Source organism: Streptacidiphilus albus JL83, assembly GCF_000744705.1.
GTDB lineage: Bacteria > Actinomycetota > Actinomycetes > Streptomycetales > Streptomycetaceae > Streptacidiphilus > Streptacidiphilus albus.
In genome coordinates, this window is the sequence record NZ_JQML01000001.1 from 7281865 (window position 1) to 7306333 (window position 24469).

The following is a 24469-nucleotide window of genomic DNA, read 5'->3' on the forward strand; positions in this document are numbered from 1 at the left end:
CCATTCGTGGGAGTGATGCTGCCGCCAGGTGCGGTGCCGACGGGCGAGTTGAGCGAGGCTGATGTCCGTTCCATGGAGGGTGAGTTGGAGGCGCTGTGTGCCTCGGTGGACGATGTGTTCGCCCGCCCGGCCTCGCGGGAGAACCTGCGGGCGATGATGCGCGGGCTGCTGGCTGAGGTGCCGCGCAAGAACCTGTGGCAGCTGGCCGAGTTCGCCGGTCACCCCAACCCCGACCGGCTGCAGGGCTTCCTGGCCAAGGCGGCGTGGGACGCGGACGAACTGCGCGACCGGGTCCGGGACTATGCCGTCGCCGCCCTGACCGCCCCGGATGCGGTACTCATCGCGGACGAGACTGGTGACATCAAGAAGGGCACCAAGAGCGCCGGGGTGCAGCGGCAGTACACCGGAACCGCAGGCCGGATCGAGAACGCCCAGGTCAGCGTCCACCTGTCCTACGGATCCAGCCGGGGTCGGACACTGATCGACCGCGAGCTCTACCTCGGGAGGACATGGGCTGGAACCACCGCCGAACATGAACGGCGCAGTGCCGAGCAGGGCATCCCGCCCGAGCGCGCCACGCAAGTGGCCACCAAGCCGGAACTGGCCCGGCGGATGGTGGAACGCGCCGTGCGGGCAGGGGTCCCGTTCTCCTACTTCCTGGCTGACGAGGTCTACGGCCAGGCCCGCGCCCTGCGTGCCTGGCTGGAGGAACAGCGCATCCGCTACGTGCTGGCCATCCCCAAGGACGAGGCGCTGCCACTGCCCGACGGGCGCACCCGCCAGGCCCGCGAACTGTACGCGGCCGTGCCCGAGGACGTCTTCGAGCGCCGTTCGTGCGCCGACGGCGCCAAGGGCCCGCGCGACTACGACTGGGCCATCGTCCAACTCGCCCACACTGATCTGGAGTTGGAGCGCCACCTGTTGATCCGGCGTTCCACCGTTCCGAACAAGGTGAACAAGAAGACCGGCGAACTGGTCCGCGAGGTCGCCTACTTCCTGTGCCACGCCGACCCCGGCACCACCCTGGCCGCCCTGGTGACCGCCGCCGGGCAGCGCTGGATGGTCGAGGAGTCCTTCCAGGTGGCCAAGGGCCAGGTCGGACTCGATGAGCACGAGGTACGCAAATGGTGCTCGTGGTACCGGCACACCACCGTATGCATGCTCGCCATGGCCTTCCTGGCCGACGTCCGGAGCCGGCTAATACCGCACCGTCCACCGACAGTCGACCCCCGACCGTGAACGAGATCCGCCGCCTGTACGACCGCATCGTCCAGGCACCAGTGCGCACCGCCCGCACCTGGCTGACCATGCACTGGCACCGCTGGCGCACCCGCCACCAAACCCGCGCCCGCCACAGCCACTACCGCACCCGAACCGCCCGCGCTCACTCACCGTAAAACCACCGGCTGTAGTACTAGCGGTCAGCCGAGGGTCGTGGTCGGCCGGCCGGCGCCGCTTTCGGGGCCGCGGAGACATCGGCGGGGTCGAGAAATTCGCTTTTGTACAACCGTTTCACGCCACCGGGATGCCGGCCCACCTGCTCAAGCTCGAGCTGGCCACCCGGACGGACCCGTCGGGGTAGTCGGGATTCCAGCTTGTTTTGGCTCCACGTGGATGGGCTCGTCGTCGTGTGGGTGGGCGTGGTGTCGTCGTAGGTTTGGAAGCACCGGGCCGGCTGGTACACCCCCCCGACAAGGTTGAATCGACGGCCCGGCCCTTTGTCCGATGCGGGGTGGAGTGAGTTGTATGGCTGATCAGCAGCCGCCCTGTGATCGTGATCATGATCTGGCTCTGCTTGCAGCCGGCCAGGAGACCGGTTTCCGGGTCACCGGCTGGTACCCGACCGCAGACGCCACCGAATCGCCTACCAGCGGCTCCGTGTCACGCCTTCCCGGCGGACTGAGACAGCTCTACCGGCTCGCGAAGGAGCGGCCGGGTGCCCCTTGGAATCCAGAACAAGATCCTGCCCGAGCCAGACCTGCACATCGACCATCTCGGGGAGAAGCTCGTCTTCGGCGTCGAGAACCAAGAGGCTTCTTCTGGTCAGTCCTGTGGACGCTTGAGGGACCTGAAGCCGATCCGACTGTCTGGTTCCGTGAATTCGACGAGGAGCCGATCGCCGAACAGGAACCGCTCAGCGGCTTCCTGATCCAGCTCTCCCCTCGAGGCCTCCATGGGCGCCGACTACCTCCCCCTGCCCCGCAAACTCACTGCACCACAGGTCGAGCAACACACCGAAGCGCTGCACCTTGTGCCCCTGCGTCCCTTCTGGCCCTGGGCACCCACCCACTTCTACGTGGCCCCTGGCCTCGTCGTGCATGTCAGCAGCGAGGACGGCGAAGCATTCGATGTCTGGGCTGGCGCCACCCACCGAAGCGCCCTGGCACCGCTGGCCTACCTCCTTATCGACTGGAACCGCTTCGATGGCTGATTGTCCCAAGAGACCAGCTGACGGTCCGCCTTGGTGATCACCTCAGTTGCCGGGTGGTCAATGGGTAGTCGGGCCGTCCGCTCCGGGTACGCCGCAGCGACGTAGCGCATGGCGGTCTGAGCGGTGATCCCGAAGAGCCGCATCAGCTTGAGGGGATCACCGGTGGCAAACGCCTCGTTGAGCATGCGGTCCTGCCGCAGGCCGACGAGCGTGACGTTCTTGGGAAGGGTCCTGCGAAGCAATGTTCTGCTGACCACCGGTTGATCTGGGTCGAGGGCCGTCTTCTGGCTGACGAGAAGGTAGGGGTTCGTCGATGCTGGCCAGCGGTGGTGGCGATGGGCGAGCCACTCGCTGGCGAGTCGGTGGGTGAATTCCTCCAGGTAGAGGGTGTGCCGCAGCAAGCCGCGGCGGACTTCGAGAGTGCCGCGAGCAAGGTTGAGATCGGGGGTCAGAACACGCGGGAGCAGATGCTGCCCACGGTGCGCCAGCCGGTCCGCGAGCTGGACCACGGCGGTCTTCGAGCAGTGGGTGGCCAGCCAGGCCACGGTGTCGTCGAGGGACAGGGTGGGCCCGGCGCCGTGCAGGGCCCAGGGCACGTGGGCGACGACCACGCCGTGCTCGGCACACGACACCCGCGGCGCGTCCGCCTCGATGAACGCCCGTACCGCCCCCAGGTCCAGGGCCCGCCAACGACGGCGGCCCTCGCCGCTGTCGTACTTGGCGCACCGCCGCTCGCAGATCCCGCAGCGTTGCCGCCGCCGCTTCACCGGGCGGGCGCGGGCCACGATCACCACGTCCCCGCCGACGGCTTCCGGACCCTCACCTTCCTCGGCCTCGACCGAATCGATCACCGCGTGTTCGACTCCGAGCAGCCGAGTCCATATGCTTGCAGATCGCACGCCGTATCCAGGTTCATCCGTTTCGTTCCTTCGCAAGTCGAAACGTACCCCGGGTACGGCGTGTTCTGCGTATCAGCCCAGGTCAGCGACCCACGGAAGCGACAGGAGAGCCGAAAAAACTGGCCGCCGCCTTGAGGATGCCGTTGGCCCGCCGTGGCTCGGCGTTCTCCCGCTCGAGCTCGCGGATCCGTCCCGCCTCGCTGCTGGTGGCACCCGGCCGTCGGCCGGCGTCGACGTCGGCCTTCTTGACCCAGTGCCGCGAGGCTTCGGGATGGATCCCGAGCAGGTCACCGACCTCCCGGATGATCCCCTGGCGGCCCGGGGTCTCGCACTGCTTGTCGACGACCATCCGCACCGCGCGCTCAATCAACTCCGGTGGGTACTTCCTCTAGGCCGCGCCACGGCTATATGTGCGAGCTCTACCGGCGGCTACGTCATTGCCCCGTTGATCGAGGGACGATCGGCAGTTGGATGAATGAGATGTGATCGGGGCCGGTATGGAGGCGGTTGTTGGCTCGGGTGTGGGTGTCGGCGTCGTAGGCGTGACGCATCCCGTGCGCGGCGCCGTCAAAGGGTTGAATGTCGACGCGCAGTCGGTGGCCTCGGCGAAGGTAGCCGGTAGTAGGGATGATCTCGACCTCGACCTGGACGATTTCGTCGGGGGTCAGGGGTGCGTGGTCTGCCTTGCGATGTGTGTGCTTGGGCGCGTAGTTGGTCGATCGGCCAGGGTCGATCTTGCGGTGCGACACTTTGAGCCATCCCTTGGTAAGCGGTGCGATGCGGTCGGGGTAGTTCATGGTGGTGATGCCGGTGAAGTCGACTTCGCGATCGTGCTCCTCGATGACGCGGATCGAGATAAACAGGTCCATGTCGAAGCTTGTTGATGACACCCAGAGCTGTGCTTTGCCGTACCCGGCGATGACTACGTCTTCGGTCAGGGGGTCGCTGATGAATGTCGCGCCAGTCGTCCGCGGATCGGTCGTCGCGACATCTGCGGAGTATGCGACGACGTCTGCGGCGGTGGGGTTGGCTGTCGTGAGGCGCCGGATGATTCCGCGCTCGGTGTCGTTCTGCCAGTCCGCGGCGGCCGCGTCGAGGAACCACCTGGTGTACTCGGTGCGGGCGATCGGCCATTCGTGTTCGTGTTGGATGTAGGAGGCACCGTTGCCCGTGCGGATCTCGAGCCGGACGGGAGGGGTGTCCATGATGCCGTTGTCGATGCCCTTGAGCCAGTGGTCGAAGAAGGCTTTGTGGCGGGCGACGGTGTCTTGGGCGTAGGACTTTTGGAACCAGTCCTCCCAGAAGTCGAGCTTCTTGTTCGGGGTGGGCGTGTTCAGGTATGCCTCGCTGCTGCCGAGCTGGTGGAAGTGGGCCGAGTGCGTGGTGGCGGCGACGGACCACAGGGGCACGGTGACCCCGGTCAGGTCGGGGCTCATGAACGCTTCGGCCCGGGGTCCGAAGATTGCGTCGGGGTCTGAGTCCTTGAAAGGGCTGTCCTTCATGGTGCGGGTGAAGTCGGCGATGTCGGGCGCGCCGACGATCGCTGGGACGAATCCGGCCTGCTTCCAGATAGGGAAGAACTGCTCGTTGAGGACCCCGCCGTTGTAGGCGACTTCCTCGTAGAGGTCCACGTCAGTCCCGATTGCGATCATGGCCTTGAGGTGCTTCGGATGCAGGCTCGCTGCGGCGTGCTGGCCGACGGCGAGGTAGGACATGCCCCAGAGGCCGACCGAGCCGTTCGACCAGGGCTGCTCGCCGGCCCATTCGATGGCGTCTCGGAAGGCCTCGGCGCCGGCTATCCCCCAGGGGGCGAGTCGGCCAGGGCTCTTCCCGGCGCCGGGCATGTCGACGCGGACGACGGCGTACCCGTCGGGCACCCAGGCGGTGGTGTTGACCGTTTCGTGATTTTCGAACTGGAGACCGGCGGGGTTGCCGAAGAAGTAGTCCTCTTCTTCCTGCTCGTGGTGCTCGAGGTCGGCGTCCGTTCCGATGGAGTGGTGGTTGAACGCCTTGCCGTAGGGGCCGCAGCTGACGATGACCGGGTAGTGGCCGGGCTCGGCAGGGCGGAACACGTCGGCGAACACGTGGGATCCGTTCTGGAGGGGGATGACGACGTCGCGGAAACGGAGGATGCCCATCGCGTTCCGGCGAAGCTCATTGCGGGCGTTCGCCGGGCTGCAGAGCTCCCGAGGCGTGTCGCCGGCGAAGACGCCGGCGCGGTTGAGTTCCTCGAAGAGTTCAAGGATGACGGGATCGTCGGTGAAGTCCTGAATCTTGTCGGTCACGTGGGTGCCGGTGTAGTCGGCGTCATGCCGGAAGTCGATTCGTCGGTCGCCGATGATGTCGTGGACCTCGGGGGCGATGTCGGCGCCGTTGTCCCGGATCCCGTCGCGGCCGAGGGAGAAGACGAGTCGCGCGATGTTGGTCAGGCCGGGATCCTTCAGCTTGCCCGGGTCTCCGTCGACGCGGGCGACGATCTGCGCGAGGTGCATCCGCGACTGTGCCGGCGCATGACCGATGGACGTGTTTCCGACCAGGAACGCGATGCGCTCGCCGGGTTCGTACTGGAACTGCCCGCGCTCATTCGTCAGGCCATGAACGGTCGGGGTCTCGTACCGCAAGCCGGCAATCGGACCGGCCAGCACACCAGTGAGCGTCATCGGGTTTCCTCCCGATCAAGGACCAGTCGTGCGCGGCTCCGCCGCATCCCGTTGCAGCGAGCATGACCGGTCAAACAGAACAACCATTCCCTGAGGGGGGAGGGTACATGCGTCTCGAGGCTTGAGGTGAATCAGAGACGTAGGAACACTGCGGCTGTGCGGTCGGCGAGGACCTGGGGGTCGGCGTCGCGATCGATCGTCAGCCGCACGAGGAACCCTTGCAGTGCGGTGAGAACCGCATCGGCAAGTGCGTCGGCCTCCCACTTCGGTGGAGCCGAAATCGAAGCATGCTCCCGACACCACGGCATGAGCAGGGCCGCTACCAGGGCACGCAACTCGAGCGTGGTCTGCTGTGCCACGTCCGCGAGCCCCGGGTCCCGCGGGGCCTCGGCCCAGATCTGCAGCAACGTCTGCGCGTGCGTCCGATCGGAGCTCGCTCGCAGAAGGTGCAGGAGCACGCTCGACGGGGTGCGTTCCAGCGGCAGCTCCGCGGTAACTGCTGCGATGAGGTCCTGGAGCGCGCTGGAGGCCGCGTAGCGGACGAGTTCAGACTTGCTCTCGAAGTTGGAGTACACGGAACCGGCTGAGGACCCCGCCTCGCGGATGATGTCCGCCATTGAGGTGCCCGAGAACCCATCGCGCGCGAAGCACCGCATCGCGGCCGCCGCGATGTCAGCGCGTCGTCGCAGGCGCGACGCCTCACTCAGTCGGGGCATGGAAGTAGCCTAACCGCCATCGAAATCTCCTGTAGCCAAACAGACTATTCATTCTGCATGGTGGCACATGCGGTTCGCGGAGGACGACGGCTGACCCTTCGTCGTCAACGATCGCAGCCCCCGAGCCCTCGTGGCGACGTACGCGGGTTCGTCGAGCCGCAATCCTGGTGCGTCGACCTGGCCAGTGTTCACATCTCAACATCGTGATGGGCGGACCAATGACATTGGGGGGATCCCTGGCGCTCACGTCAGCTACGACCTCACACCGGCCGGCGCACCGCCGAATATCGGCACCCCCCGAGCCAGCGTGTGCGCTCTTGGAGGACTTCCCGCCCTCGTCCTGCGCGGATGTTCACCGTAAGTCGTGGGGTCTGTGTCGGACAGTGCTGTGTCACTGCCAGTGATCGCCCTCTTGGGGACCATTTGGGGACCACACGCTGCGCAGGGGATGCCTGGAAGGGTCCTGGGTGCGCGTCGTGCACGAGCGCGACGTGCAGTATCGAGCAGGTCATGTGGATATAGGAAAATAGCACCTAACTGGGGGTCAGGTGGTGCTCATGGGCGAGCCGCGTCAGCACGCGGATGCGTCCGACGGGGTCCGGGGGCAGGGCGTCTGCCAGGCGCTTCGGGGAGGTCTTGACCTGCTCTGCCAGTGCGCGGATTCGTGGGCGTGCTGGAGCAGCTTGAGGTCGGTGCCGTGCAGCGTCGTGAGGCGGGGGATGCCGCGATAGGCGCGGGCGGCGGCCTCCTGGAGGTGGCTGAGGTGATGCAAGTGCAGGACATCCGGGTGGGTGCTGCGGTGGCGGGACAGGTGCGTGTGCCAGGCGTCGACCAGGTGGTGGAAGGTGGCGGGAGCCACGGCGGTGGCCTGCCGGTCGGGGGCCGTCGGGCCGCGGTCTTCGAAGGAGGGGTGGAACGGGGCCCGTTGCCCGTCCATGGACGGGCGGCCGTTGCGGTAGGCGTCGGCGGCCGGCGTGTAGTCGAAGGGCGCGATCGGCAGGCCCTGGTAGAAGGTGGCGGCGTGGCTGAACTGCCCGGCGTCGCCGAGGGATCCGCAGGCGACGACGAGGCGTGCGCCGCGCGCCGCCAGTTCCCGGTTGAGGTACTGGACAACGATGGACGAGCCGCCGCGGGGGAAGAACTGGATGGCGGTGTCGACCGTCAGCGGACTTGGCACGGGCTGCTCCTCGGCAGGAACGGATGATGGATGGTCAGATACGGGCGGGGTGTTGATGGCGGACCGCGACGGGGTGGCCCTGGCGGGCGGAGGCGAGCAGCGCCTCGGCGGCGGCCACGGCTGAGGCACCCTCGTCGGGGGTGACCAGGTCGGGGGTGGCCAGGCCGAGGAGAGCGTCGCGCATGAGTTCGTGCTCCCGGTGGAACGGCGCGGGTCCTGTCGGGACGGGCAGGCGCAGCGGTTCGCCTGCGACGACACCGGTGAAGCCGCCGCCGACGCTGGGGGCTGCGGTGTTCGGGTGGAGGCTGAGTGCGCCGGTGATGGCGTCGGCGGTCAGGACTCCGGAAGGCGTATGGACCTGCACGGTGCGGTTCTTGAAGGGGCTGATCCGGTCGATGTGGAGGTGGGCGAGTAGGCCGCCGCGCAGATGGGCGGTGGCGGTGGCGGTGTCTTCATGGCGCCTGGACAGGCTGGTGGTGGTCGCGGAGACCTGCACGATCGGATGTCCGGTGAGCCAGGCGGCGAGGTCGAGGTCGTGGACGGCGAGGTCGAGCGCGACGCCGACGTCGGTGATCCGGTCGGGGAAGGGGCCTTGGCGGCGCAGTGCGATCTGCCACACCGGCCCGAAGTCACCTGTGGCGAGGAGGCGGGCCAGCTCGGCGGTGACCGGGTTGTGCCGTTCGGTGTGGCCGACGGCGGCGGTCAGCTGTCGGTGGCGGAAGGCGTCGGCGATGCGCCAGGCCGCGGCTGCGGTTGGCGCGAGGGGTTTCTCCACCAGGGCCGGGACGCCGGCCTCTGCGAGCTGCATGGCGATGGGCTCGTGGGTGCTGGTGGGGGTGGCCACCACGCAGTAGTCCACGCCCAGTGCGAGCACCTCCTCCAAGGTGGTGCGGCTGGGCAGGTGCGGGAACGCGGCGCGGCGCTGAGGGTCGGGGTCGGCGAGCGCGACCAGGTCGATACCCGGCGGCGACGCGAGGGTGCGGGCGTGGACCGTGCCGGCCCAGCCCAGGCCGACGACGGCGACACGAATGAGTGGTTGCACGGTCGTTGCTCCTTGCGCGGAGGGGAGGCGGATGGCCGGGGCGGGTTCAGGGCTGTGCAGTGATGCGGTTCCATGCGGCGAGGCGGCTCTCGCTGGTCTCGGCCCGCAGCCAGCCAGGGATGGCGTGCGGGGTGGTGCGCAGCCAGTCGATGTAGCGGGCGATGCCGTCGGTGACCGTCACCGTGGGTTCCCAGCCGAGCGCCGCCGCCATCGCGCCGGTATCCGCGCGGCCCCCGAGCGGGTCCTGGGCGGGGCGCGGGGCGTCGACCAACTCGGTGCCGGGGAAGTGATCGCGTACGGTCTCGGCGACCTGGCGGACGCTGGTGCTGGTTCCGGTGCCCAGGTTCAGCACGCGTCCGGACGCGCCGGGAGCGAGCAGGGCCAGGGCGATGGCATGGGCTGCGTCGTCGAGGAAGAGGAAGTCGCGGACCTGCCTGCCGCCGTTGTTGAGCAGCAGCTGCTGGTCCAGGGCGGCGTACATGGAGAACTGGGCGATCACCCACGAGGGGGCCGCGGGCTTGGGCACCTGGCCCGGGCCGTAGACACTGAAGGGCCGTAGCACGGAGAAGTCGCGGCCTGCGAGCGTGAGGAGTTGGCGGGTGTGGAACTCGGCCCACACCTTGGCGGAGGCGTAGAGGTTCAAAGGCCGCACTGGCTGGTCCTCGGTGAAGACGCGCAGCTGGTCGGCGGGGATGGTGGGGTCGCCGTTGCCGTAGACCTGGGCGGTGGACAGCAGGACGAAGCGGCGCACCGAAGGGGTGGCGGCCACGGCGCGCACGACGGTGTCGGTGCCGGCCATGTTGCTGCGGAACGCGGTGGCCGGGTCGGCGGCGCAGCCGCCCACCGTGGAGTGCGCTGCGGCGTGCACGACGAAGTCCGCGCAGGCGACCATGCTCCGCACCAGCGTCTCGTCGGCCACGGAGCCGGTCGTCAGCTGCGGATCGTGGTGGCCGGTGCCCAGCAGCGCCAGTGTGGCGGGCTCGTAGGCGGACAGGTCGTCCAGGAGCAGCGTGGTTGCTCCCGCCGTCTGGAGGGTGCGGCGCAGCGCAGTGCCGATGAACCCGGCACCGCCGGTGATCAGCACGCGGGCGCCGCTCAGGCAGTTGAGCAGGGGCGAGGTCACAGCTGTCCTCCAAGAGGGTTCCGGATATGGAAGAGGGAAGGGCTACGGTCAGGTGCAGACGAAGGCGCCGGTGAGCTTGGTCAGCGCGAAGTAGTCGGATTCGTCGATCACGGCTTGGACCTTCGCGGCGACCCGCGCCTCCAGCTCTGTGAAGAACGCCTTGGGCAGGTCGCGGCCGGGGCGGCTGGCGGCGCAGCAGTAGTTGTGGCCGCGATAGAAGGCCAGGAACGGTGCTGGATCGGAGAACTGCAGCTGGTCCTGCCAGCGCACCACCTGCACGTTCGCGAAGTGCGGGCGCAGCTGGGCGGCGCCGTTGTCCAGCGAGATCCGTGCCTTCGGCGTGGAGCGAAACAGGTGCGCGGGAGCGTGCATCTCGCTCATCGCGGCGAAGTGGACGTCCCACATCTCGACCATGGTCACCGGGTCGTCGGTGGCCAGCACGAACCGGCCGCCCGGGCGCAGGACACGGCGCACCTCGGCGAACATGCGTGGCAGGTCGGCGACGTAGTGGGCCATGTAGACCGCGGTCACCCGGTCGAAGCTGTCCTCGGCGAATGCTGAGAGGTCCTGGGCGCTGCCCAGATGGAAGTCGACGGGTGTGGCGACGCCGTGCAGGCGGGAGCAGGCGGCGTCCAGCATTCCCGGGGAGATGTCGAGGGCGACGATGTGCCCGGCCGCCAGGTGCGGGCGCATGTGCTCCAGCAGGGCGCCGTTGCCGCACCCCAGGTCCAGCATCTCCTCGGTGCCGCGCAGCGCCATCGCGGCGATCAGGTGATCGTGCAGGGCCAGCGGGTCGGTCCGGTAGCGGTGATGGACCAGCTGGCTTGCCTCCAGCAGCCGGGCATCGGTGAAGTAGTGGTCCCGAGCGTCCGCCTCGGAAAGCTCGAACGGCTCCACCGGCAGGACCTGGGCCGCGAGCCGGTCCAGGCCCGGCGTGAGGAACTCCAGCCTGGGTCCGGCGGATGCGCTCGCCCTGTACGCCGCGGTCACTGCGGGCCCCACTTGGTGCCCACGTACTTGTGGGGCAGCAGATCGGCCAGGGGCACCAATGCCGGAACGCCGGCGTCGATCACTGCGACGATTCCCGGGGCACCGTGGTCGAGCAGCAGCTCCCGGCACAGCCCGCATGGCGGCACGATCCGGGCGCCGCCTTTCTCCGACGGTTTGGGGTAGCGGACCGCTGCCACCGCCACCAGCGGCGCCGTCGTGGCCAGCCGGGCGGCGGACACCGCCGAGGACTCCGCGCAGGCTGCCGCTCGGCCGACCATCGCGTCCAGGTGCAGGCCCAGGTGCACACCGCCGTCGGCGTCCAGCACCGCCGCCGCGATCTGGTGCCGCTCGGGGACGTACACCCGCGCGATCTGGGTGAACGCCGCCGCCACCAGCCGCCGCGCGACCGGGTCCGCGCACCGCACCGAGGGGTCGGCCACCGCACCGCTGACCGGGGCGGCGCTCACGCGTTCACCTCGGCGGGCACGTCGCACCAGCTGCGAGACGCCTGCGGCCCGCAGGAGTTCTGGTACTTGCCGTCGTACAGCACGATCTTCCCGACCGGCTCCCAGAACGTCACCTGCGCCAGCACCATCCCCGCGTAGACGCGCACCGGCTGCACGGCGTGCAGCTGGAAGGTGGTGTGACCCAGCGATCCGATGTCGATCAGGTCGGCGGTCATGTGCACGTACAGGCCAAGGCGGGCGGTCCCCGAGCGGGCCTTGACGATCGGCGTCAGCCGGTCGCTGCCGATCCGCTCGACGCTCGCCCCCAGATAGACCCGGTCCGCGCTCAGCACCACTCCCTCGGGCGGGATACCCAGCTCCTCGGTCGGGTTCTGCCGGTAGGGGTCCAGCACGTCGCCGGTGTACCGCAGCAAGGTGGGGCCCAGCGTCAGGTCGTAGCTGTTGGAGCTGACGTGCTCGGGGACGAACGGGGCGATGGTCAGCTCGCCCAGGTCGCGGCGGCGGACGATCTCCGCGCCGGTGAGGATGGACACAACGGTCTCCCAACAGGGTTGAAGCGGTCAGGTCAGCGGGAGCGGGCCGTCAGGTGCGCGACGGGCGCAACGGTGGCGTCGTCGAAGCGGCCGAAGTGCCCGCGGTAGGGGAGGAGGTCGCCGACCGTGGTCCAGAAGGAGACCTGGCCGATGACCATCCCGGCGTGCAGCCGGACCGGCTGCACGGCTTCGATCTCCAGCGTCCAGCGGTGGCTCGCGCCCGTGTTGCCCATATCGGCGGCGAACTGAACGAACACCCCGAGCCGGCCGAGGGAGGACCGGCCGATCAGACAGGGCACGGTGTCCACCGCTCCGATCTCCTCCACCGTGGTGCCCAGGTAGACCCGGTGCGGCTGGAGCACGATCCCGCCCGGCGGGATCACCAACTCCGCGAGCGGCTGATCACGGTGCGGATCCACCGGCTCCCCGGTATGCGTGCGCAGCACGCGCCCGAGACGGTAGTTGTAGCTGCACGGGTTGACGAAGTCCTCCCGGAAGGGCTCCAGCGTCAGCTCGCCAGCCGCACGGCGGCGCACGATTTCCGGCCCGGTCAGGATCACGCGGTCACCCGCCCGACCAGAGCCTGCGCCGCCGCCCGCAGCTCCGCGAGCGAGCCGTCGTTGCGGACCTCCGCGTCGGCGCATCCGGCCGGGATACCTCCAGACTCCTCACCGCAGGTCAGGTCGCCACGCTGCGCCCGGCGGGCCCGGCGCAGCTCCGGGTCCGCATCGACACGGACCAGCGTGAACCCCAGGTCCCGCAGGCAGTCGATGTCCGGGACCCGCAGGTCGTCGCACACCACCACCGCCTCCGGGGCGGTATCCGCGAGCTGCTCGACGCGCTGCCGGAAGTCGGCGGTCAGCGCGTCGGGGTTGATCCGGCGCAGGTGCCCGGCAAGATCCGCCAGCAGCAGACCGTCCTGGACAGCGGGGTCCGGCAGCGGGCTGCCGGCCAGCCGGTAGACCAGGGACTGCAGTTGGTACAGCGGCTCAGCCAGCCGCACCACCACGGCCTGCCGTCCGATCCGGCCGAACTCCTCCACCAGTAACCGGGCCAGGGTCGACTTGCCGGACCCGGGAATGCCGTGCAGGGCAATGCGCATCATGAACTCCACGAAGTGCATGGCGACACCACGGCCGCATCCGATGAGGGACGCCAGCACCAAGCCCCTGGGCCGCGCTGGACGTGCCTCCACTCTCAGCGCGGACCCACCTGCCCCGGAACCCGTCGAAGCGATGCGCCCGTGATGCGGCGGCGAGCAATGAATGAGCAATGCCCCGGGCTCTTCACCCGCACCCGCACCGGCCGTTAGCGTCGACCGGATAGCCGCCCGGCCTTACGGGGAAAGGAACCAAGGTGACACGGACCCCGGAGCTGACGCGCTCGCGCGAGGTACGCGGGATGAATCGCCCCGACCTGGCCCGCGCAGTCGTCCAGCGCAGCATCGATCGCGGAGGACCGGCTCTGGGAACGGGAGCTGACGGAGTCTTACGATGGGAGGACGGCCGCCGGCCTGACGACCTGGCCCAAGTCTGCCTGGCAGAGATCTTCGGCATCGACCTCGCACTGATCGACTCCCACCCCTGGCCGCAGTGGCTCCACTTCGACCCGCTCCAGCACCAGACCGATCACCCGTGGACCAGCCTCGGCGCACGCGAGGCCATCATCGAGACCGTCGGGAGTGACATGCACCGCCGGACCTTCGTCCTCAGCTCGGCCGCCATGACCTCCAGCCTCTTCGCCTGGCTCATCGCCGAACCAGCACAAGCCGAGCAGCTCACCGGCCGACGGATCGGCGAAGGCGCCGTCTCAATGATCGAACGCGAGGTGCGCCGGTTGCGGCGGGCCGACGATGTCGACGGCGGCGGGACCCTGGTCACCGGTGCCAACAACGCCCTTGCGATGGTCGCTGACCTGCTCTCCAACCGCACCTACAGCCTGGCCCATGGCCAGCGCCTCTATGCCGCTGCCGCAGACCTGGCCCGCATGCGCGCCTGGGCGGCGTTCGACGTCTACGACCGCTGCGACGACCACACCTTCAAGAGTGCCCTCCAGGCCGCCCACGCCGCCGACGACCAAGCCCTCGGCGCACACATCCTCACCTTCTGGTCAGCCGCCGCCTACAACTGCGACCGTCCCACCGACGCCGAAGCCATGGCCTGCGCCGCCCTGACCGCCGTCCGCGGTACCACCGCGCCCCGCGTCCAGGCCCTCGTCCACGCCCGCCGCGCCCGCGCCCGCTCCCACCTGGGCCACCCCGGCTGCTGGACCGACCTCGACCACGCCGAACACCTCCTGCACACCGCCGACGCCACCGGCGAGGAAGAACCCGAATGGGCCTACTGGTTCGACCACTCCGAACTCCAGGGTCTACGCGCTTCCACCCAGCTCACCATGGACCAGCCCGCCCAGGCCGAGCAGACCTTCGCCCAGGCCGCCCGCGCCTACGCCGGCGACGCCGTGCGCACGCACGCCGTCTACCTCGTGCGCCAAGCCGACGCCCAACGCCGCCAGGGTCACATCGAACAAGCATGTGGTACTGCCGGACGCGCCCTGGACCTCACCGACGAGATCAGCTCCCACCGCACCAGCGCACCCCTGCGCGACCTCGCCGCAGCCCTGCGGCCCCACCAGTACCTCACCGAAGTCCGAGACCTACGCGAACGCATCACCGCGACGACCCGCCCCCACTGACCACACCCGCGCCCCCGCACCCTGCTGGCCCAGACCCAGTGCCCGGCCCCGATAGCATCAACGACACCACTGCCGGAATCTGGAGCCACCGTGTCATCGCCACGCATCGGGGTCGTCATCGTGACCATGGGCAACCGACCCCGAGAACTCGACGCGCTCCTCGCCTCAGTCGCCACCCAGAGCGCTCCCGCCACCAGCGTCGTCCTGGTCGGCAATGCCACCCCCCTCACCGACGTCGCCGATGCCCCGAACCTCACCAAGATCCCCCTCCCGGAGAACCTCGGCTGCCCCGGCGGACGCAATGTCGGACTGGACCACCTGCTCGACACCGGCGATACGGACGTGATCATCGAGCTCGACGACGACGGACTCCTTATCGCCGACGACGTCTTCCGGAAGGTCCAGGACCTCTACCGAGCCGACCCCCGCCTCGGCATCGTCTCCTTTCGCATCGCCGACGAGCACGGCGAGACCCAGCGTCGCCACATCCCGCGCCTACGCGCCACTGACCCGATGAAGCGTGGACCAGTCACCGCATTCCTCGGTGGAGGCCATGCCCTGTCCGCAGCCATGCTGCGACAGACCGGAATCTGGGCGTCGGCGTTTTTTTTCGGGCATGAAGAGTCAGACCTGGCGTGGAGGGCGATCGACCACGACTGGACCATCCTGTACGAGCCTGAGCTGGTCCTCCAGCACCCCAAGACCTCACCCGCCCGCCATGCGACCCACTATCGCTACACCGCACGCAATCGAGTCTGGCTGGCCCGCCGCCGCCTTCCCCTCCCGCTGATCCCCATCTACCTCGGCACCTGGGCCGTCCTCACGTTGCTGCGCACCCACTCTGTCGCCAACCTGAAAGCGTGGGTCGCCGGGTTCGCCGAAGGCATGCGCGTGCCTGCGGGCGAGCGCAGCCCGATGCGTTGGCGGACCGTGTGGCGGATGACCCGACTCGGGCGCCCACCGATCATTTAGCGGGCTCACAAAGCGGCGACGGCGGCCTGGACCAGTGCGGGCCGCCTCGTCCAGGCCCCGGGCCGCTCCGTTGGCCGACGCCACCGGTCATTGAAGATCGCGGTCATCAATCCAGCTGTCCGGCCTCGGGGGGCTTGGCGGCAGTGCCTGCCAGACCGTCGCCCGCGCCTCGCTGATCGTCAGCGGTGTGGGTTCCTGAGTGAACGCGTCGACGAGCACCAAGCTCGCTGGCGGGCTGAGCTGGTCTGCCAGGCGGAAGGCTCGCCCGGCCTTCTGCTCTCTGTCTGCCCACCATCGCATCCAGCCGTAGACGGCCAGGGGGTACAGCTGGGGTTCGGATGGGCGGTCGGGAGGCCCGGTGGCGGTCATGCGCAGCGCAGGCAGGCTGTCGTCCGGGTTCCACCTGTGGGTGTGGACGGACACCAGACAGCAGTTTGGGCCGGTGACTACCGCCCCTAGGAGGCAGCCGGGATGTGTCTGCATCACCTCGCCGAGGACCGTCTCCGGTGAGAGCCGGCCTGCGGCATGGGTGACGACGATGGACGCGTTCAGCGCGACTTCCGGGTCCGCGTCCCAGACCACCGCCTCCGGGGTGTCCCGGGGCGGGCGTGCAAGGGCGAACAGGGTCAGCCCGTACTCGTCGGTGGAAAGTGTCGGCGGCGGCTGAACTCTGACCCAGTTTCGCCGGTTGAACGCTGACCCTCGGGTCGTCAGTTGATCTTCATTAGCTGGTTTCGTTGACGGCGGTGGGGACGCGGCCCAGGTCGTGGCCGCGCATGCGGTAGGAGTCGCCTTTGAGGGAGTGGACCTCGGCGTGGTGGACGAGGCGGTCGATCATGGCGGCGGCGACGGTCTCGTCGCCGAAGACCTCGCCCCAGCGGCCGAAGGGCTTGTTGCTGGTGACGATCACGCTGGCGCGTTCGTAGCGGTTGGAGATGAGTTGGAAGAAGAGGTTCGCGGCGTCGGCCTCGAAGGGGATGTAGCCGACTTCGTCGATCTATGCGGATATCGGCATAGATCGACGAACTTGGCTACCTCGAACTGGACCGCCGCGGCGCCGAGATGCTGTTCCAGGTGCTGACGGAGAGGGAGGAGAAGAACAGTGTCGCCATCGCCTCGAACGAGTCGTTCAGCGGCTGGACCAAGACCTTCACCGACCCCCGGCTCTGCGCGGCCATCGTCGACCGCCTGACCTTCAACGGCGCCATCATCGAGACCGGCACCGAGTCCTACCGCCTCGCCCAGACCAGAGCCAAACAGCAGAGCGCCGCCCACTAGAAACTCGCGCCCACCGCCTACGGACATCGGGTGTCGTTACTGCCCCTTGCTCTGCTGATTGCGCAGAACAGCAATCATCGACTCACCCCAGCCGACGTCACCGGCCAGCCGGGCCGCCTCGCGGATCTCCTCGAAACTCATCCGGGAGGCGAACTGGAACACCTCATGGATGCCGTCGCCGTTGCCCTTCCCGAGCATCGCGAAGAACCACCGGGCGGCCTGCACCAGGTCGACCTCACCAGAAGAGCCGTCACGGAACCAGCCAGCAACCTTCTGCATGGCGATGACGTCGCCGGCCTCTGCGGACTGCACCATCAATGCGGTCGCCTTGGCTTGGTCTCTGTCGCCCCCCTGCCCTTCGGCATAAAGCCACCCCAGGCAGCGCAGGCCGACGGCGCTGCCCGCCGCCGCCGAACTCTCGAACCACTGACGCGCACGCTTCGGATTTCCCTCGACCTCAAGCTCGATGCCACCAAGGATGTTGCTCGCCTCGGAATCACCAGCCGAAGCCAACTCGGCCAGTTCCGGCATCAACGCTCGGCCCAGCTTCCTCCGGTCCCGACGGCTCAGGTCACCAGGCCCGAGCAGCAGACGGGCACGGCCCTTGATGTCGCCTTCTGCCACTGACTCCGAGCCCATCGAACATCCCCTCGCTACGGCTTGCCGGACATGGCCCGGCGGATCCGGACGATATCACCGAGCCGGCATGTCGCCAGGCCGGCCCTAAGCCATGGAGCTGAGCGGATGCACCTTCACCTCATAGCCGCACCACCGGAGCCACCCAAAACCGGAACCCGGGGCCGAACCAGACCGGAAGACGAACCCCCATCAGGACCGAGTGGGGCCTACTCAGACCGGAAATCCGGGGCCAAATCAGACCATTAACGCCAGACGGCTAACCGTGCTCTCCTGCTCGGTAGGTCCGCAGGCTTCGACCTGGCGAAGAGGGGCGCGTACCCATGCCCGGTCTTTCGAGTCGGTAACGGCTATCGCGTCGCGACGATTGAGCTGTGTGCCTTGCTGGGCTTCACCTACCCGCGCTCGGCAGCGAGCAGCGAGGGTCCGAGCCCGCAGGCCCGCGCGGCATAGCCTCCAGCACAGGGGCCGCAGCCATCAGCCACGCGACCGATGGCGCGGCGCACAACATCGCCGCTGTCCCCGACTCGGCACCGTGCCTGGCCGCTCGGCTGTTCCGGCATGACGACCCGCACCCGCATGAAGGGGAACTCACCCGATGGCCGTACCCCGCCTCTACCACCCCGCACCAGACGAGCGCCCTCCTTACAAGAGGATCGCGGACAGGCTGCGCAGGGAGATTCTCACCGGCACCCACCACCCCGGCGACCAGCTCCCCTCGGCATCCACCCTGGTGCTCAGATTTGGCGTCGCCCCGATGACCGTTCGCAGCGCGATGCGCGAGCTTCGTGACGAGGGCCTCATCTACTCCGTCCAGGGGCGCGGCACCTTCGTCCGCGACCCGGGCGTCTGTTGAGCGACGTTCGTTGTGGTGATGGGTGAGCGGGTTCGCGTCAGGGTCGTGGTGATGTGGGAGAGGGCAGCCCGGGGGGGTTGCCCTTCGTCGTGTGCGGCGACAGCGTGCTCATGGTTGAACATGGGCGCGGCCCTCCCGGTGATCTCTTGGCCGAGTAGTCCGGGAGGGCCGCATCGCGCTCGGAGGCGCTGTGGTCACGGTAGAGGTATCGCCGGTTCGGGTCGAGATGCGGTTGTCGGCGGGCCGGATCGCGTGTCCGGGGTGCGGTGCGGGGCTGCGTCCGTGGGGTTGGTCCGGGCGGCGGTCGGTGCGGGATCTGCGGGGGCTGCGGCTGGAGTTGAGGCCGCGTCGGTCGCGCTGCCCGCAGTGCGGGGCTACGCATGTGTTGCTGCCGGTCACGGTGCTGCTTCGGCGTGCTGACGCGGCGGTGGTGATCGGGGCGGCGCTGGTGGCGCGGGCGGCTGGGAGCGGGCATCGGGTGATCGCGGCCGGGCTGGGGCTTCCCGATCAGACGGTGCGGGGCTGGTTGCGCCGGTTCGCCGGCCGGGCCGGGGTGGTGCGTGAGGTGTTCACAGTGCTGTTGGTGCAGGTCGCGCCTTCGGATCCGGTGCTGCCCGATCCGAGGGGCGCGCTGTTCGCGGACGGGGTCGCGGCGGTGCTTGCTGCGGCGGGCGCGGTCACCGCCAGGTGGCCGGAGATGGTCGCCTTGTCGCCGTGGCAGGTGGCGTCGGCGTTGTCGGGCGGGCGGCTGCTGGCACCGGGCTGGCCAAGATCGTCGATCAACGCGAGTCGCCCCTGATGCGGGGCCGGTGGGGCGGGCGAGGGTGGTGGGCCGGGACTGGCGGCCGCCTTCGGTCGCCGGCCCGGCTTGGTGCTCAAGGGGAGGTCGGTGCCGGTGGCATCGCAGTACGAGGAAGAGATGCGCAAGCGCGCGGAGCGGGCCCGCCTGGTGGGTCTGTTCCGTTACGGGGTGGTCCAGGACGCGCTGGACCCGGCGCTGTCGGCCAAGCAGCGCGGAGTGCTGGTGCGCGAGATCGCCGCGTTGACCCATGTCGGCCTGGACGGGGAGCCGGTGCAGGTGGCGCGGGGCACCTTGGACCGGTGGATCCGCTCCTGGCGGGTGGGCGGCTTCGAGGCGCTGGTCCCGAACGCGATGCGGGTCGCGGCCAGGACGCCGGCCGAGGTGCTGGAGTTGGCGGCGGGCTTGAAGCGGGAGAACCCCGGGCGCACGGCGGTGCAGGTCGCGCGGGTGCTGCGGGCGCACTCGGGGTGGGCGCCCTCGGAGCGCACCTTGCAGCGGCACTTCGTGCGCCTGGGCCTGGACCAGCTCGGCCAGGACCGGCCGAAGGAGGTCTTCGGCCGGTTCGAGGCCTCGCGCCCGAACGAGCTGTGGGTCGGTGACGCATTGCACGGACCGCTGGTCGCCGGGCGCAAGACGATCCTGTTCGCGTTCCTGGACGACCACTCCCGGGCGGTGATGGCGGCCCGGTTCGGCTTCGTTGAGGACACCGTGCGCCTGGCGGTCGCGCTTCGTCCCGCGTTGGCGTCCCGGGGTGTCCCCGAAGGGGTCTATCTGGACAACGGGTCGCCGTTCGTGGACTCCTGGCTGATGCGGGCCTGCGCTGTCCTGGGGGTCAAGCTGGTCCACTCGCGACCCGGTCGACCGGAGGGCCGGGGCAAGATCGAACGCTATTTCCGCACGGTTCGGGGCCAGTTCCTGATCGAGACCGCAGACCTGGCCGACCGGCCCGCCGACCAGGCCGCAGCGGCATTGGCGGAGATGAACCGGAAGTTCACGGCCTGGGTGGAGACCGAGTACCACCCGCGCAAGCACTCCGAGACCGGTCAAGGACCACTCGCCCGCTGGCAGGAGGGCTGGGAGAAGGGCCAGGGCCCGCGGCTGCCGCATCCGGACCTGCTGCGGGAGGCGTTCTTGTGGTCCGAGTGGCGCAACGTGTCCAAGACTGCGACCGTGCGCCTGCAGTCCAACTCCTACCAGGTCGAACCCGCTCTGGCGGGACGCAAGGTCGAGCTGGTCTTCGACCCCTTCGACCTGGAGAACATCGAGGTCCGCCACGGGAGCCGCAGCTTCGGCGCCGCGACGCCCTTCGAGATCCGCCGCCACTCCCACCCCAAGGCCCGCCCCGAACTCCCACCCGAACAGCCCGCCGCCGCGACCGGGGTCAACTACCTCGCCCTGCTGGACGCCGCCCACCAGGAACAACTCGCCGGACGCATCAACTACAAGGCCCTCCTCCACGAAGACAGCGACAGCGACAGCGACAGCGACAGCGACAGCGACAGCGACAGCGACAGCGACAGCGAAGGGGATCACCGTGCCGGTTGACCTGCAAGCACTGGACCGGGCCTGGGAGCTGTCGACTCGGGCGCTGGACCTGGCCGACCGTGTCTGCCAGCGCGCGAAGCTCCGTGACACCGAGTTGGCCGACCAGGCCGTGTTCACCGCCGCGCGTCTGGCCTTCGCCCTGTTCGACCGGGCCGACGCCCTGCAGCGGGCCGCGAACGCGCAGGTGACGCGGTGATCGAGCGCCTGCAGCAGTACTTCGGCTTCACCAAGATGCCGTTCGGCAAGAGCCTGGCCCCTGGGGCTCTGCACCGTCACGGCGCGCATGCTGAGGCGGTGGCCCGGATCAGCTGGGCGGTCGCGGAGCGCGCGATCGGGGTGGTCACCGGGGAGGTCGGCGCGGGCAAGACCGTCGCTGTCCGCGCCGCCCTGGCAGCTCTGGACCCGGTCCGCCATCAGGTCATCTACCTGGGCAACCCCGCCGTGGGCTCGCGCGGGATCCACCGCGCGATCGTCTCCGCGCTGGGCGGCAGCCCGCACCCGCATACTGCCGCGCTGATCCCGCAGGCCGCCGACGCGCTGGCCACCGAACGCGCCGAGCGCGGCCGCGTCCCCGTCCTGGTGCTCGACGAGGCCCACCTGCTGAGCCACGACCAGTTGGAGTCGGTGCGGATGCTCACCAACCAGGACATGGACTCCGCGTCGCCGTTCGCCTGCCTGCTGATCGGCCAGCCCACCCTGCGCAGGAGAATCAAGATGGGCACCATGGCCGCGCTGGACCAGCGGATCGCGCTGCGGTTCGCGATGCCCCCGATGACCGGCGAGGAGACCGGCAGCTACCTCAAACACCACCTCGCCCTGGCCGGCCGGTCCGACCCGCTGTTCTCCGATGACGCCGTCCAACTGATCCACACCACCGGGCGCGGACTGCCCCGCGCGGTCAACAATCTTGCCGTCCAGGCCCTGCTCGACGTCTTCGTCCAGAACAAGACCATCGTCGACGAGGCGTCAGCACGCGCCGCTGTCGCCGAAGTCACGACAGAGTGAGCATCACCGCGGCGACATGAACACAAGGGCCGGTCCGACTCCGTCGGACCGGCCCTTCCCGTCGCTGCCCAGCACCAAAACCAATGACGCCGTCATCACCACAACGAACGTCGCTCAACAGGCGTCGGGGGCGACATCTTCGCCTCGGCGTGCCTTAACCCCGACGCGCACCAGGCGCTGTGCGAGGAGATCGAGGAACTGCGCAGCCGCCTCTCCGTCCTGGAGGCGGCCGGGCGCAAAGGCCAGCTGACAGGCCGCCACAGCTCGGATGCGCTCCAGTAGATCCGAGACCCCGTCAACGGCCTCGTATCAGGCGGCGTTGGCGCCTACCCGCTCCAGCAGGTCCCGGACTTCAGCGAGCTGCCTGAACTTGTGGAATCTCGGGGCCAAATCGTGCACCAGGGTCAGGCAGCGTTGCGCCCCGATTCGATTGGCCAGGTCCCAGGACTCGGCGGTGACGGACAGAGCTTCGTCGACTTCGCCCCTCTGGAGAAGTCCACGGGCCTGGTACACCAGGAAGACGCTCTTGGTCTTGTCTCGCGCGCTGGGTAGGAGGGCGACGCCTTCGCTAATCCGCTCATGGGCCTCCTCGAACCGCCCCAGGTCCATCAGGCAGCCCCCGTGGTCCACCGCCAGGTCGGCTTCCGACATCCACGAGCACCAGGCCGGTGCCTCGTCGGACGATGGCCTCTCCAGCTCTCGTTCCGATCCCCGGAGACTGCGGTAGCAGGCCGACTGCTGGCCCAGGGCAGCGTAAGCGCGGGCTTGTCGCAGGTGGAGAAGGGACCGGGCGGTGGGGTGCCGGGCCCGGCTCAGAGCGTGCCCGAGGAGGTCGGCGGCCGTCTGCGGGCTCCCGAGCCACGTCGCCTGATACGCGAAGTCCGACACGATCCCGGCTCCGAGGTCCACGCTCCCGGAGTCGTGAGCGCTGCGCAGCGCCGCGTCCCACAGGCGACTGGCAGACGCGTGCTGCTGTTGATCGAACCGATACCACCCGTTCGTGATCCCGAGGGTGGCCGCGAGCCGGTGAAGTCGGATCTCGGTTGCCTTGTCGTACCGGCGTCCTTCGATCAGGTCCGTGACCGTTGCCAGGTGTGCGTCCAGCAGCTGCGCGGTGTGCTGCCGCTGCTCGGTCGGCATCGCCGACAGGTCCGCGCTGGTCTGCTCAAGCCAGTCCACGAGCGTCGTGTCCACGTTCCGGCCGTCCAGCGCCCCGCGAAGCCGATCTGGCTCCAGGGTGGCCCACTGCGAGGCGAGCCCGACGACGGCCGCCCCGGTGTATGCGACGAATGCTCTGCGATCCAGCACAGTTCGGTGCGCCTCTCGTAGTGCCTTGATTGTGTAGGCCGAGCCCAGAGGAAGGGGCGTCTCACGGCCCGGCAGCCACCCGGGCCACCCGAACCGCTCCACCTCCTGCTCTAGGACACCGAAAGCATCGGCAAGGAGCAGCTGGGACTCGGCGTCGGGGACAGCACGTCTGGTCTCCCACTTCCACACCCGCTGGCGGTCCGTGCCCGACCGGCGACCGCGAAGCACCGCAGCGCGTCTGACTCGGAGGGCCAGGTCGTCCTGGGACCAGCCTTCCTGCCGCCGTGCGTAGGTGAGCGGGTGGCGAATCGTGTCGTCCACTTGCCAATCCCATCATCGGCCGCGCTGTCCACGGTAGAGGTCGGAGCCCCGGGACTACACCGGGACTACACACAACGACTGTTAGCCGTGCGGAAGTTGTCGTTCACTGATCGAAGGGCGGCGCTCACTGCACGAACTCGACCGCGCAACTCCCTTCGCCTGCGGCGGCTACATGCCTTAGATGAGCGTCCACCGGTGAGTGAAAGCCTGCAAGACCGTGGAAGACCTTGGACCGAGGAGGAATCATGGCCATACGCTTCATAGGAATCGACCCCGACACCAAGGGAACGGGATCGCCGACGGTGTGGGTCGACCCCGCCACCAACGACATCGTCATCCAGGGGTGGAAGGCCAGCGAGGACATGCGCCGCCAGGTCACCGCGACCCCGGCGCCCGACCACGCGGCCGGAATCCCCGAGGGTGAGGAGGTCATCATCATCCCGGCGCGCATGGTGCCGGCCCTGCGGAAGGCTTGTGACGATGTCGAGCGGCTTCGAGTGGCCTGAGTTCTTCCAGACCGCCCGCGTCCAAGCACTCCACCTGGAGATGCGCGACGCCTACGGCGTGGCCGAAGAACTCCAAGAACTCGACCTCTGGAAGCGCACGGGGCAGGCCGACACCAACCCCGATGCCGAGGGATGGCGTCCCTGGACGACGATCGCCAGGGACGCTATCGCGCGCGGCGTCGTCCTGCGCCGGGCCCGCATTGTCTCCGAGCCCGTCACCGACTACACGCGATGGCTCCACCGGATCACCGAGACGAACCTGGCAGTGGGGGAGCTCGTCCGCTGGCTCCCCCGGGCCAAGGCATCCGACCTCTGCCTTCCCGGCAACGACTTCTGGGTGCTGGACCACCACAGCGTCTTGTTCAACCATTGGACCGGCTATGGGGATCTGGCTGATCCGGCGACCGAGCTGCGTCATGAGCCCGAGCTGATCAAGATGTGCACCGCCGCCTTCGAGGCCGTATGGGACCGGGCAACGCCTCACGAGGAGTACCAGGTCCGCTGAACC

General features: G+C 68.8%; 25 protein-coding genes and 4 pseudogenes. 12 read left to right on the forward strand and 17 right to left on the reverse strand.

Annotated features, from left to right (window positions below):
- Positions 1 to 15 precede the first annotated feature (15 nt).
- Both BS75_RS31895 and BS75_RS48685 read left to right on the forward strand, forming a co-directional pair.
- Entirely contained in the window at positions 16 to 1239 is a 1224-nt protein-coding gene (locus tag BS75_RS31895) for an IS701 family transposase (protein WP_081982125.1), read from the forward strand.
- Positions 1240 to 2173: 934 nt separating this feature from the next.
- Positions 2174 to 2431, forward strand: coding sequence for a hypothetical protein (locus tag BS75_RS48685; RefSeq protein WP_152646303.1), 258 nt, complete (start codon positions 2174 to 2176; stop codon positions 2429 to 2431).
- A 62-nt stretch (positions 2432 to 2493) separates the two neighbouring features.
- Here the strand turns inward: BS75_RS48685 and BS75_RS50800 are convergent.
- From BS75_RS50800 to BS75_RS31960, 13 genes and pseudogenes are all read right to left on the reverse strand, one after another.
- Positions 2494 to 2880: pseudogene (locus BS75_RS50800) on the reverse strand (hypothetical protein); the annotation flags it as partial.
- A 2-nt stretch (positions 2881 to 2882) separates the two neighbouring features.
- Positions 2883 to 3330 (reverse strand): annotated as a pseudogene (locus BS75_RS50805) (transposase family protein); the annotation flags it as partial.
- A gap of 112 nt (positions 3331 to 3442) precedes the next feature.
- Positions 3443 to 3706 (reverse strand): annotated as a pseudogene (locus BS75_RS31910) (IS3 family transposase); the annotation flags it as partial.
- A gap of 58 nt (positions 3707 to 3764) precedes the next feature.
- Positions 3765 to 5990: a CocE/NonD family hydrolase gene (locus tag BS75_RS31915; protein WP_034090729.1), complete on the reverse strand. Its 2226-nt coding sequence runs from the start codon at positions 5988 to 5990 to the stop codon at positions 3765 to 3767.
- 131 nt (positions 5991 to 6121) lie between these two features.
- Complete coding sequence (locus BS75_RS45055) at positions 6122 to 6706, reverse strand: TetR/AcrR family transcriptional regulator (RefSeq protein ID WP_052069884.1); 585 nt, start codon at positions 6704 to 6706, stop codon at positions 6122 to 6124.
- Between the two features lie 571 nt (positions 6707 to 7277).
- Positions 7278 to 7883 carry a glycosyltransferase gene (locus BS75_RS31925; protein WP_034090730.1) on the reverse strand — a complete coding sequence of 202 codons (606 nt, stop codon included), beginning with the start codon at positions 7881 to 7883 and terminating at the stop codon, positions 7278 to 7280.
- Between the two features lie 34 nt (positions 7884 to 7917).
- The gene (locus BS75_RS31930; protein ID WP_034090731.1) at positions 7918 to 8925 is read right to left on the reverse strand and encodes a Gfo/Idh/MocA family protein; all 1008 of its coding nucleotides are present in this window, start codon (positions 8923 to 8925) and stop codon (positions 7918 to 7920) included.
- A 46-nt stretch (positions 8926 to 8971) separates the two neighbouring features.
- A complete protein-coding gene (locus BS75_RS31935; protein WP_034090732.1) occupies positions 8972 to 10048 on the reverse strand; it encodes an NAD-dependent epimerase/dehydratase family protein in 1077 nt (358 codons plus the stop codon).
- Positions 10049 to 10096: 48 nt separating this feature from the next.
- The gene (locus tag BS75_RS31940) at positions 10097 to 11038 is read right to left on the reverse strand and encodes a class I SAM-dependent methyltransferase (RefSeq protein WP_231607950.1); all 942 of its coding nucleotides are present in this window, start codon (positions 11036 to 11038) and stop codon (positions 10097 to 10099) included.
- A complete protein-coding gene (locus tag BS75_RS50810) occupies positions 11035 to 11505 on the reverse strand; it encodes a cytidine/deoxycytidylate deaminase family protein (RefSeq protein ID WP_052069886.1) in 471 nt (156 codons plus the stop codon). The genes BS75_RS31940 and BS75_RS50810 overlap by 4 nt, the downstream gene beginning before the upstream one ends.
- A complete protein-coding gene (locus tag BS75_RS31950) occupies positions 11502 to 12038 on the reverse strand; it encodes a dCTP deaminase (protein ID WP_231607951.1) in 537 nt (178 codons plus the stop codon). The genes BS75_RS50810 and BS75_RS31950 overlap by 4 nt, the downstream gene beginning before the upstream one ends.
- Before the next feature lie 32 nt (positions 12039 to 12070).
- Complete coding sequence (locus BS75_RS31955; protein ID WP_042440642.1) at positions 12071 to 12598, reverse strand: dCTP deaminase; 528 nt, start codon at positions 12596 to 12598, stop codon at positions 12071 to 12073.
- Positions 12595 to 13161 carry a nucleoside/nucleotide kinase family protein gene (locus tag BS75_RS31960; protein ID WP_034094181.1) on the reverse strand — a complete coding sequence of 189 codons (567 nt, stop codon included), beginning with the start codon at positions 13159 to 13161 and terminating at the stop codon, positions 12595 to 12597. The genes BS75_RS31955 and BS75_RS31960 overlap by 4 nt, the downstream gene beginning before the upstream one ends.
- Before the next feature lie 233 nt (positions 13162 to 13394).
- Between BS75_RS31960 and BS75_RS31965 the strand changes: the two genes are divergently transcribed.
- Positions 13395 to 14732: a hypothetical protein gene (locus tag BS75_RS31965; protein WP_034090734.1), complete on the forward strand. Its 1338-nt coding sequence runs from the start codon at positions 13395 to 13397 to the stop codon at positions 14730 to 14732.
- Between the two features lie 90 nt (positions 14733 to 14822).
- On the forward strand, positions 14823 to 15704 hold the full coding sequence (locus BS75_RS31970) for a glycosyltransferase family 2 protein (protein WP_034090735.1): 882 nt from the start codon (positions 14823 to 14825) through the stop codon (positions 15702 to 15704).
- Positions 15705 to 15791: 87 nt separating this feature from the next.
- On the opposite strand, the gene BS75_RS31975 is transcribed toward BS75_RS31970, so the two are convergent.
- Both BS75_RS31975 and BS75_RS43575 read right to left on the reverse strand, forming a co-directional pair.
- Positions 15792 to 16286 (reverse strand): hypothetical protein, encoded by a 495-nt coding sequence (locus BS75_RS31975; protein ID WP_034090736.1) that lies wholly within the window; start codon positions 16284 to 16286, stop codon positions 15792 to 15794.
- A 142-nt stretch (positions 16287 to 16428) separates the two neighbouring features.
- Positions 16429 to 16701, reverse strand: a complete 273-nt coding sequence (locus BS75_RS43575; RefSeq protein ID WP_269330733.1) for an ATP-binding protein — start codon at positions 16699 to 16701, stop codon at positions 16429 to 16431.
- A 20-nt stretch (positions 16702 to 16721) separates the two neighbouring features.
- On the opposite strand from BS75_RS43575, the pseudogene BS75_RS47105 reads away from it, so the two are divergent.
- Positions 16722 to 16982, forward strand: a pseudogene (locus BS75_RS47105) (ATP-binding protein); the annotation flags it as partial.
- Between the two features lie 36 nt (positions 16983 to 17018).
- Here the strand turns inward: BS75_RS47105 and BS75_RS31985 are convergent.
- Positions 17019 to 17606, reverse strand: coding sequence for a tetratricopeptide repeat protein (locus BS75_RS31985; RefSeq protein WP_160312328.1), 588 nt, complete (start codon positions 17604 to 17606; stop codon positions 17019 to 17021).
- 610 nt (positions 17607 to 18216) lie between these two features.
- Between BS75_RS31985 and BS75_RS31990 the strand changes: the two genes are divergently transcribed.
- The 5 genes from BS75_RS31990 (at position 18217) to BS75_RS32010 (ending at position 21826) form a co-directional block, all read left to right on the forward strand.
- On the forward strand, positions 18217 to 18474 hold the full coding sequence (locus tag BS75_RS31990) for a GntR family transcriptional regulator (protein WP_052069890.1): 258 nt from the start codon (positions 18217 to 18219) through the stop codon (positions 18472 to 18474).
- A 382-nt stretch (positions 18475 to 18856) separates the two neighbouring features.
- Positions 18857 to 19273 carry a hypothetical protein gene (locus tag BS75_RS31995; protein WP_197091886.1) on the forward strand — a complete coding sequence of 139 codons (417 nt, stop codon included), beginning with the start codon at positions 18857 to 18859 and terminating at the stop codon, positions 19271 to 19273.
- A 96-nt stretch (positions 19274 to 19369) separates the two neighbouring features.
- On the forward strand, positions 19370 to 20821 hold the full coding sequence (locus tag BS75_RS32000) for a DDE-type integrase/transposase/recombinase (RefSeq protein WP_231607952.1): 1452 nt from the start codon (positions 19370 to 19372) through the stop codon (positions 20819 to 20821).
- Complete coding sequence (locus tag BS75_RS32005) at positions 20811 to 21017, forward strand: hypothetical protein (RefSeq protein WP_034087040.1); 207 nt, start codon at positions 20811 to 20813, stop codon at positions 21015 to 21017. Before BS75_RS32000 ends, BS75_RS32005 begins: the two co-directional genes overlap by 11 nt.
- The gene (locus BS75_RS32010) at positions 21014 to 21826 is read left to right on the forward strand and encodes an ExeA family protein (protein WP_034087041.1); all 813 of its coding nucleotides are present in this window, start codon (positions 21014 to 21016) and stop codon (positions 21824 to 21826) included. The genes BS75_RS32005 and BS75_RS32010 overlap by 4 nt, the downstream gene beginning before the upstream one ends.
- 309 nt (positions 21827 to 22135) lie before the next feature.
- Here the strand turns inward: BS75_RS32010 and BS75_RS32015 are convergent, their stop codons facing one another.
- The gene (locus BS75_RS32015; protein ID WP_034090737.1) at positions 22136 to 23455 is read right to left on the reverse strand and encodes a helix-turn-helix transcriptional regulator; all 1320 of its coding nucleotides are present in this window, start codon (positions 23453 to 23455) and stop codon (positions 22136 to 22138) included.
- Positions 23456 to 23700: 245 nt separating this feature from the next.
- On the opposite strand from BS75_RS32015, the gene BS75_RS32020 reads away from it, so the two are divergent.
- Positions 23701 to 23961: a hypothetical protein gene (locus BS75_RS32020; RefSeq protein WP_034090738.1), complete on the forward strand. Its 261-nt coding sequence runs from the start codon at positions 23701 to 23703 to the stop codon at positions 23959 to 23961.
- A complete protein-coding gene (locus tag BS75_RS32025; protein ID WP_034090739.1) occupies positions 23936 to 24466 on the forward strand; it encodes a DUF6879 family protein in 531 nt (176 codons plus the stop codon). Before BS75_RS32020 ends, BS75_RS32025 begins: the two co-directional genes overlap by 26 nt.
- Positions 24467 to 24469 lie beyond the last annotated feature (3 nt).

Bases quoted from the DNA above. Each gene is read 5' to 3' on its own strand.
- BS75_RS31895 (WP_081982125.1), top strand. From the start codon at position 16: ATGCTGCCGCCAGGTGCGGTGCCGACGGGCGAGTTGAGCGAGGCTGAT.
- BS75_RS48685 (WP_152646303.1), top strand. From the start codon at position 2,174: ATGGGCGCCGACTACCTCCCCCTGCCCCGCAAACTCACTGCACCACAG.
- BS75_RS31915 (WP_034090729.1), bottom strand. From the start codon at position 5,990: ATGACGCTCACTGGTGTGCTGGCCGGTCCGATTGCCGGCTTGCGGTAC.
- BS75_RS45055 (WP_052069884.1), bottom strand. From the start codon at position 6,706: ATGCCCCGACTGAGTGAGGCGTCGCGCCTGCGACGACGCGCTGACATC.
- BS75_RS31960 (WP_034094181.1), bottom strand. From the start codon at position 13,161: ATGCACTTCGTGGAGTTCATGATGCGCATTGCCCTGCACGGCATTCCC.
- BS75_RS31990 (WP_052069890.1), top strand. From the start codon at position 18,217: ATGGCCGTACCCCGCCTCTACCACCCCGCACCAGACGAGCGCCCTCCT.
- BS75_RS32020 (WP_034090738.1), top strand. From the start codon at position 23,701: ATGGCCATACGCTTCATAGGAATCGACCCCGACACCAAGGGAACGGGA.
- BS75_RS32025 (WP_034090739.1), top strand. From the start codon at position 23,936: ATGTCGAGCGGCTTCGAGTGGCCTGAGTTCTTCCAGACCGCCCGCGTC.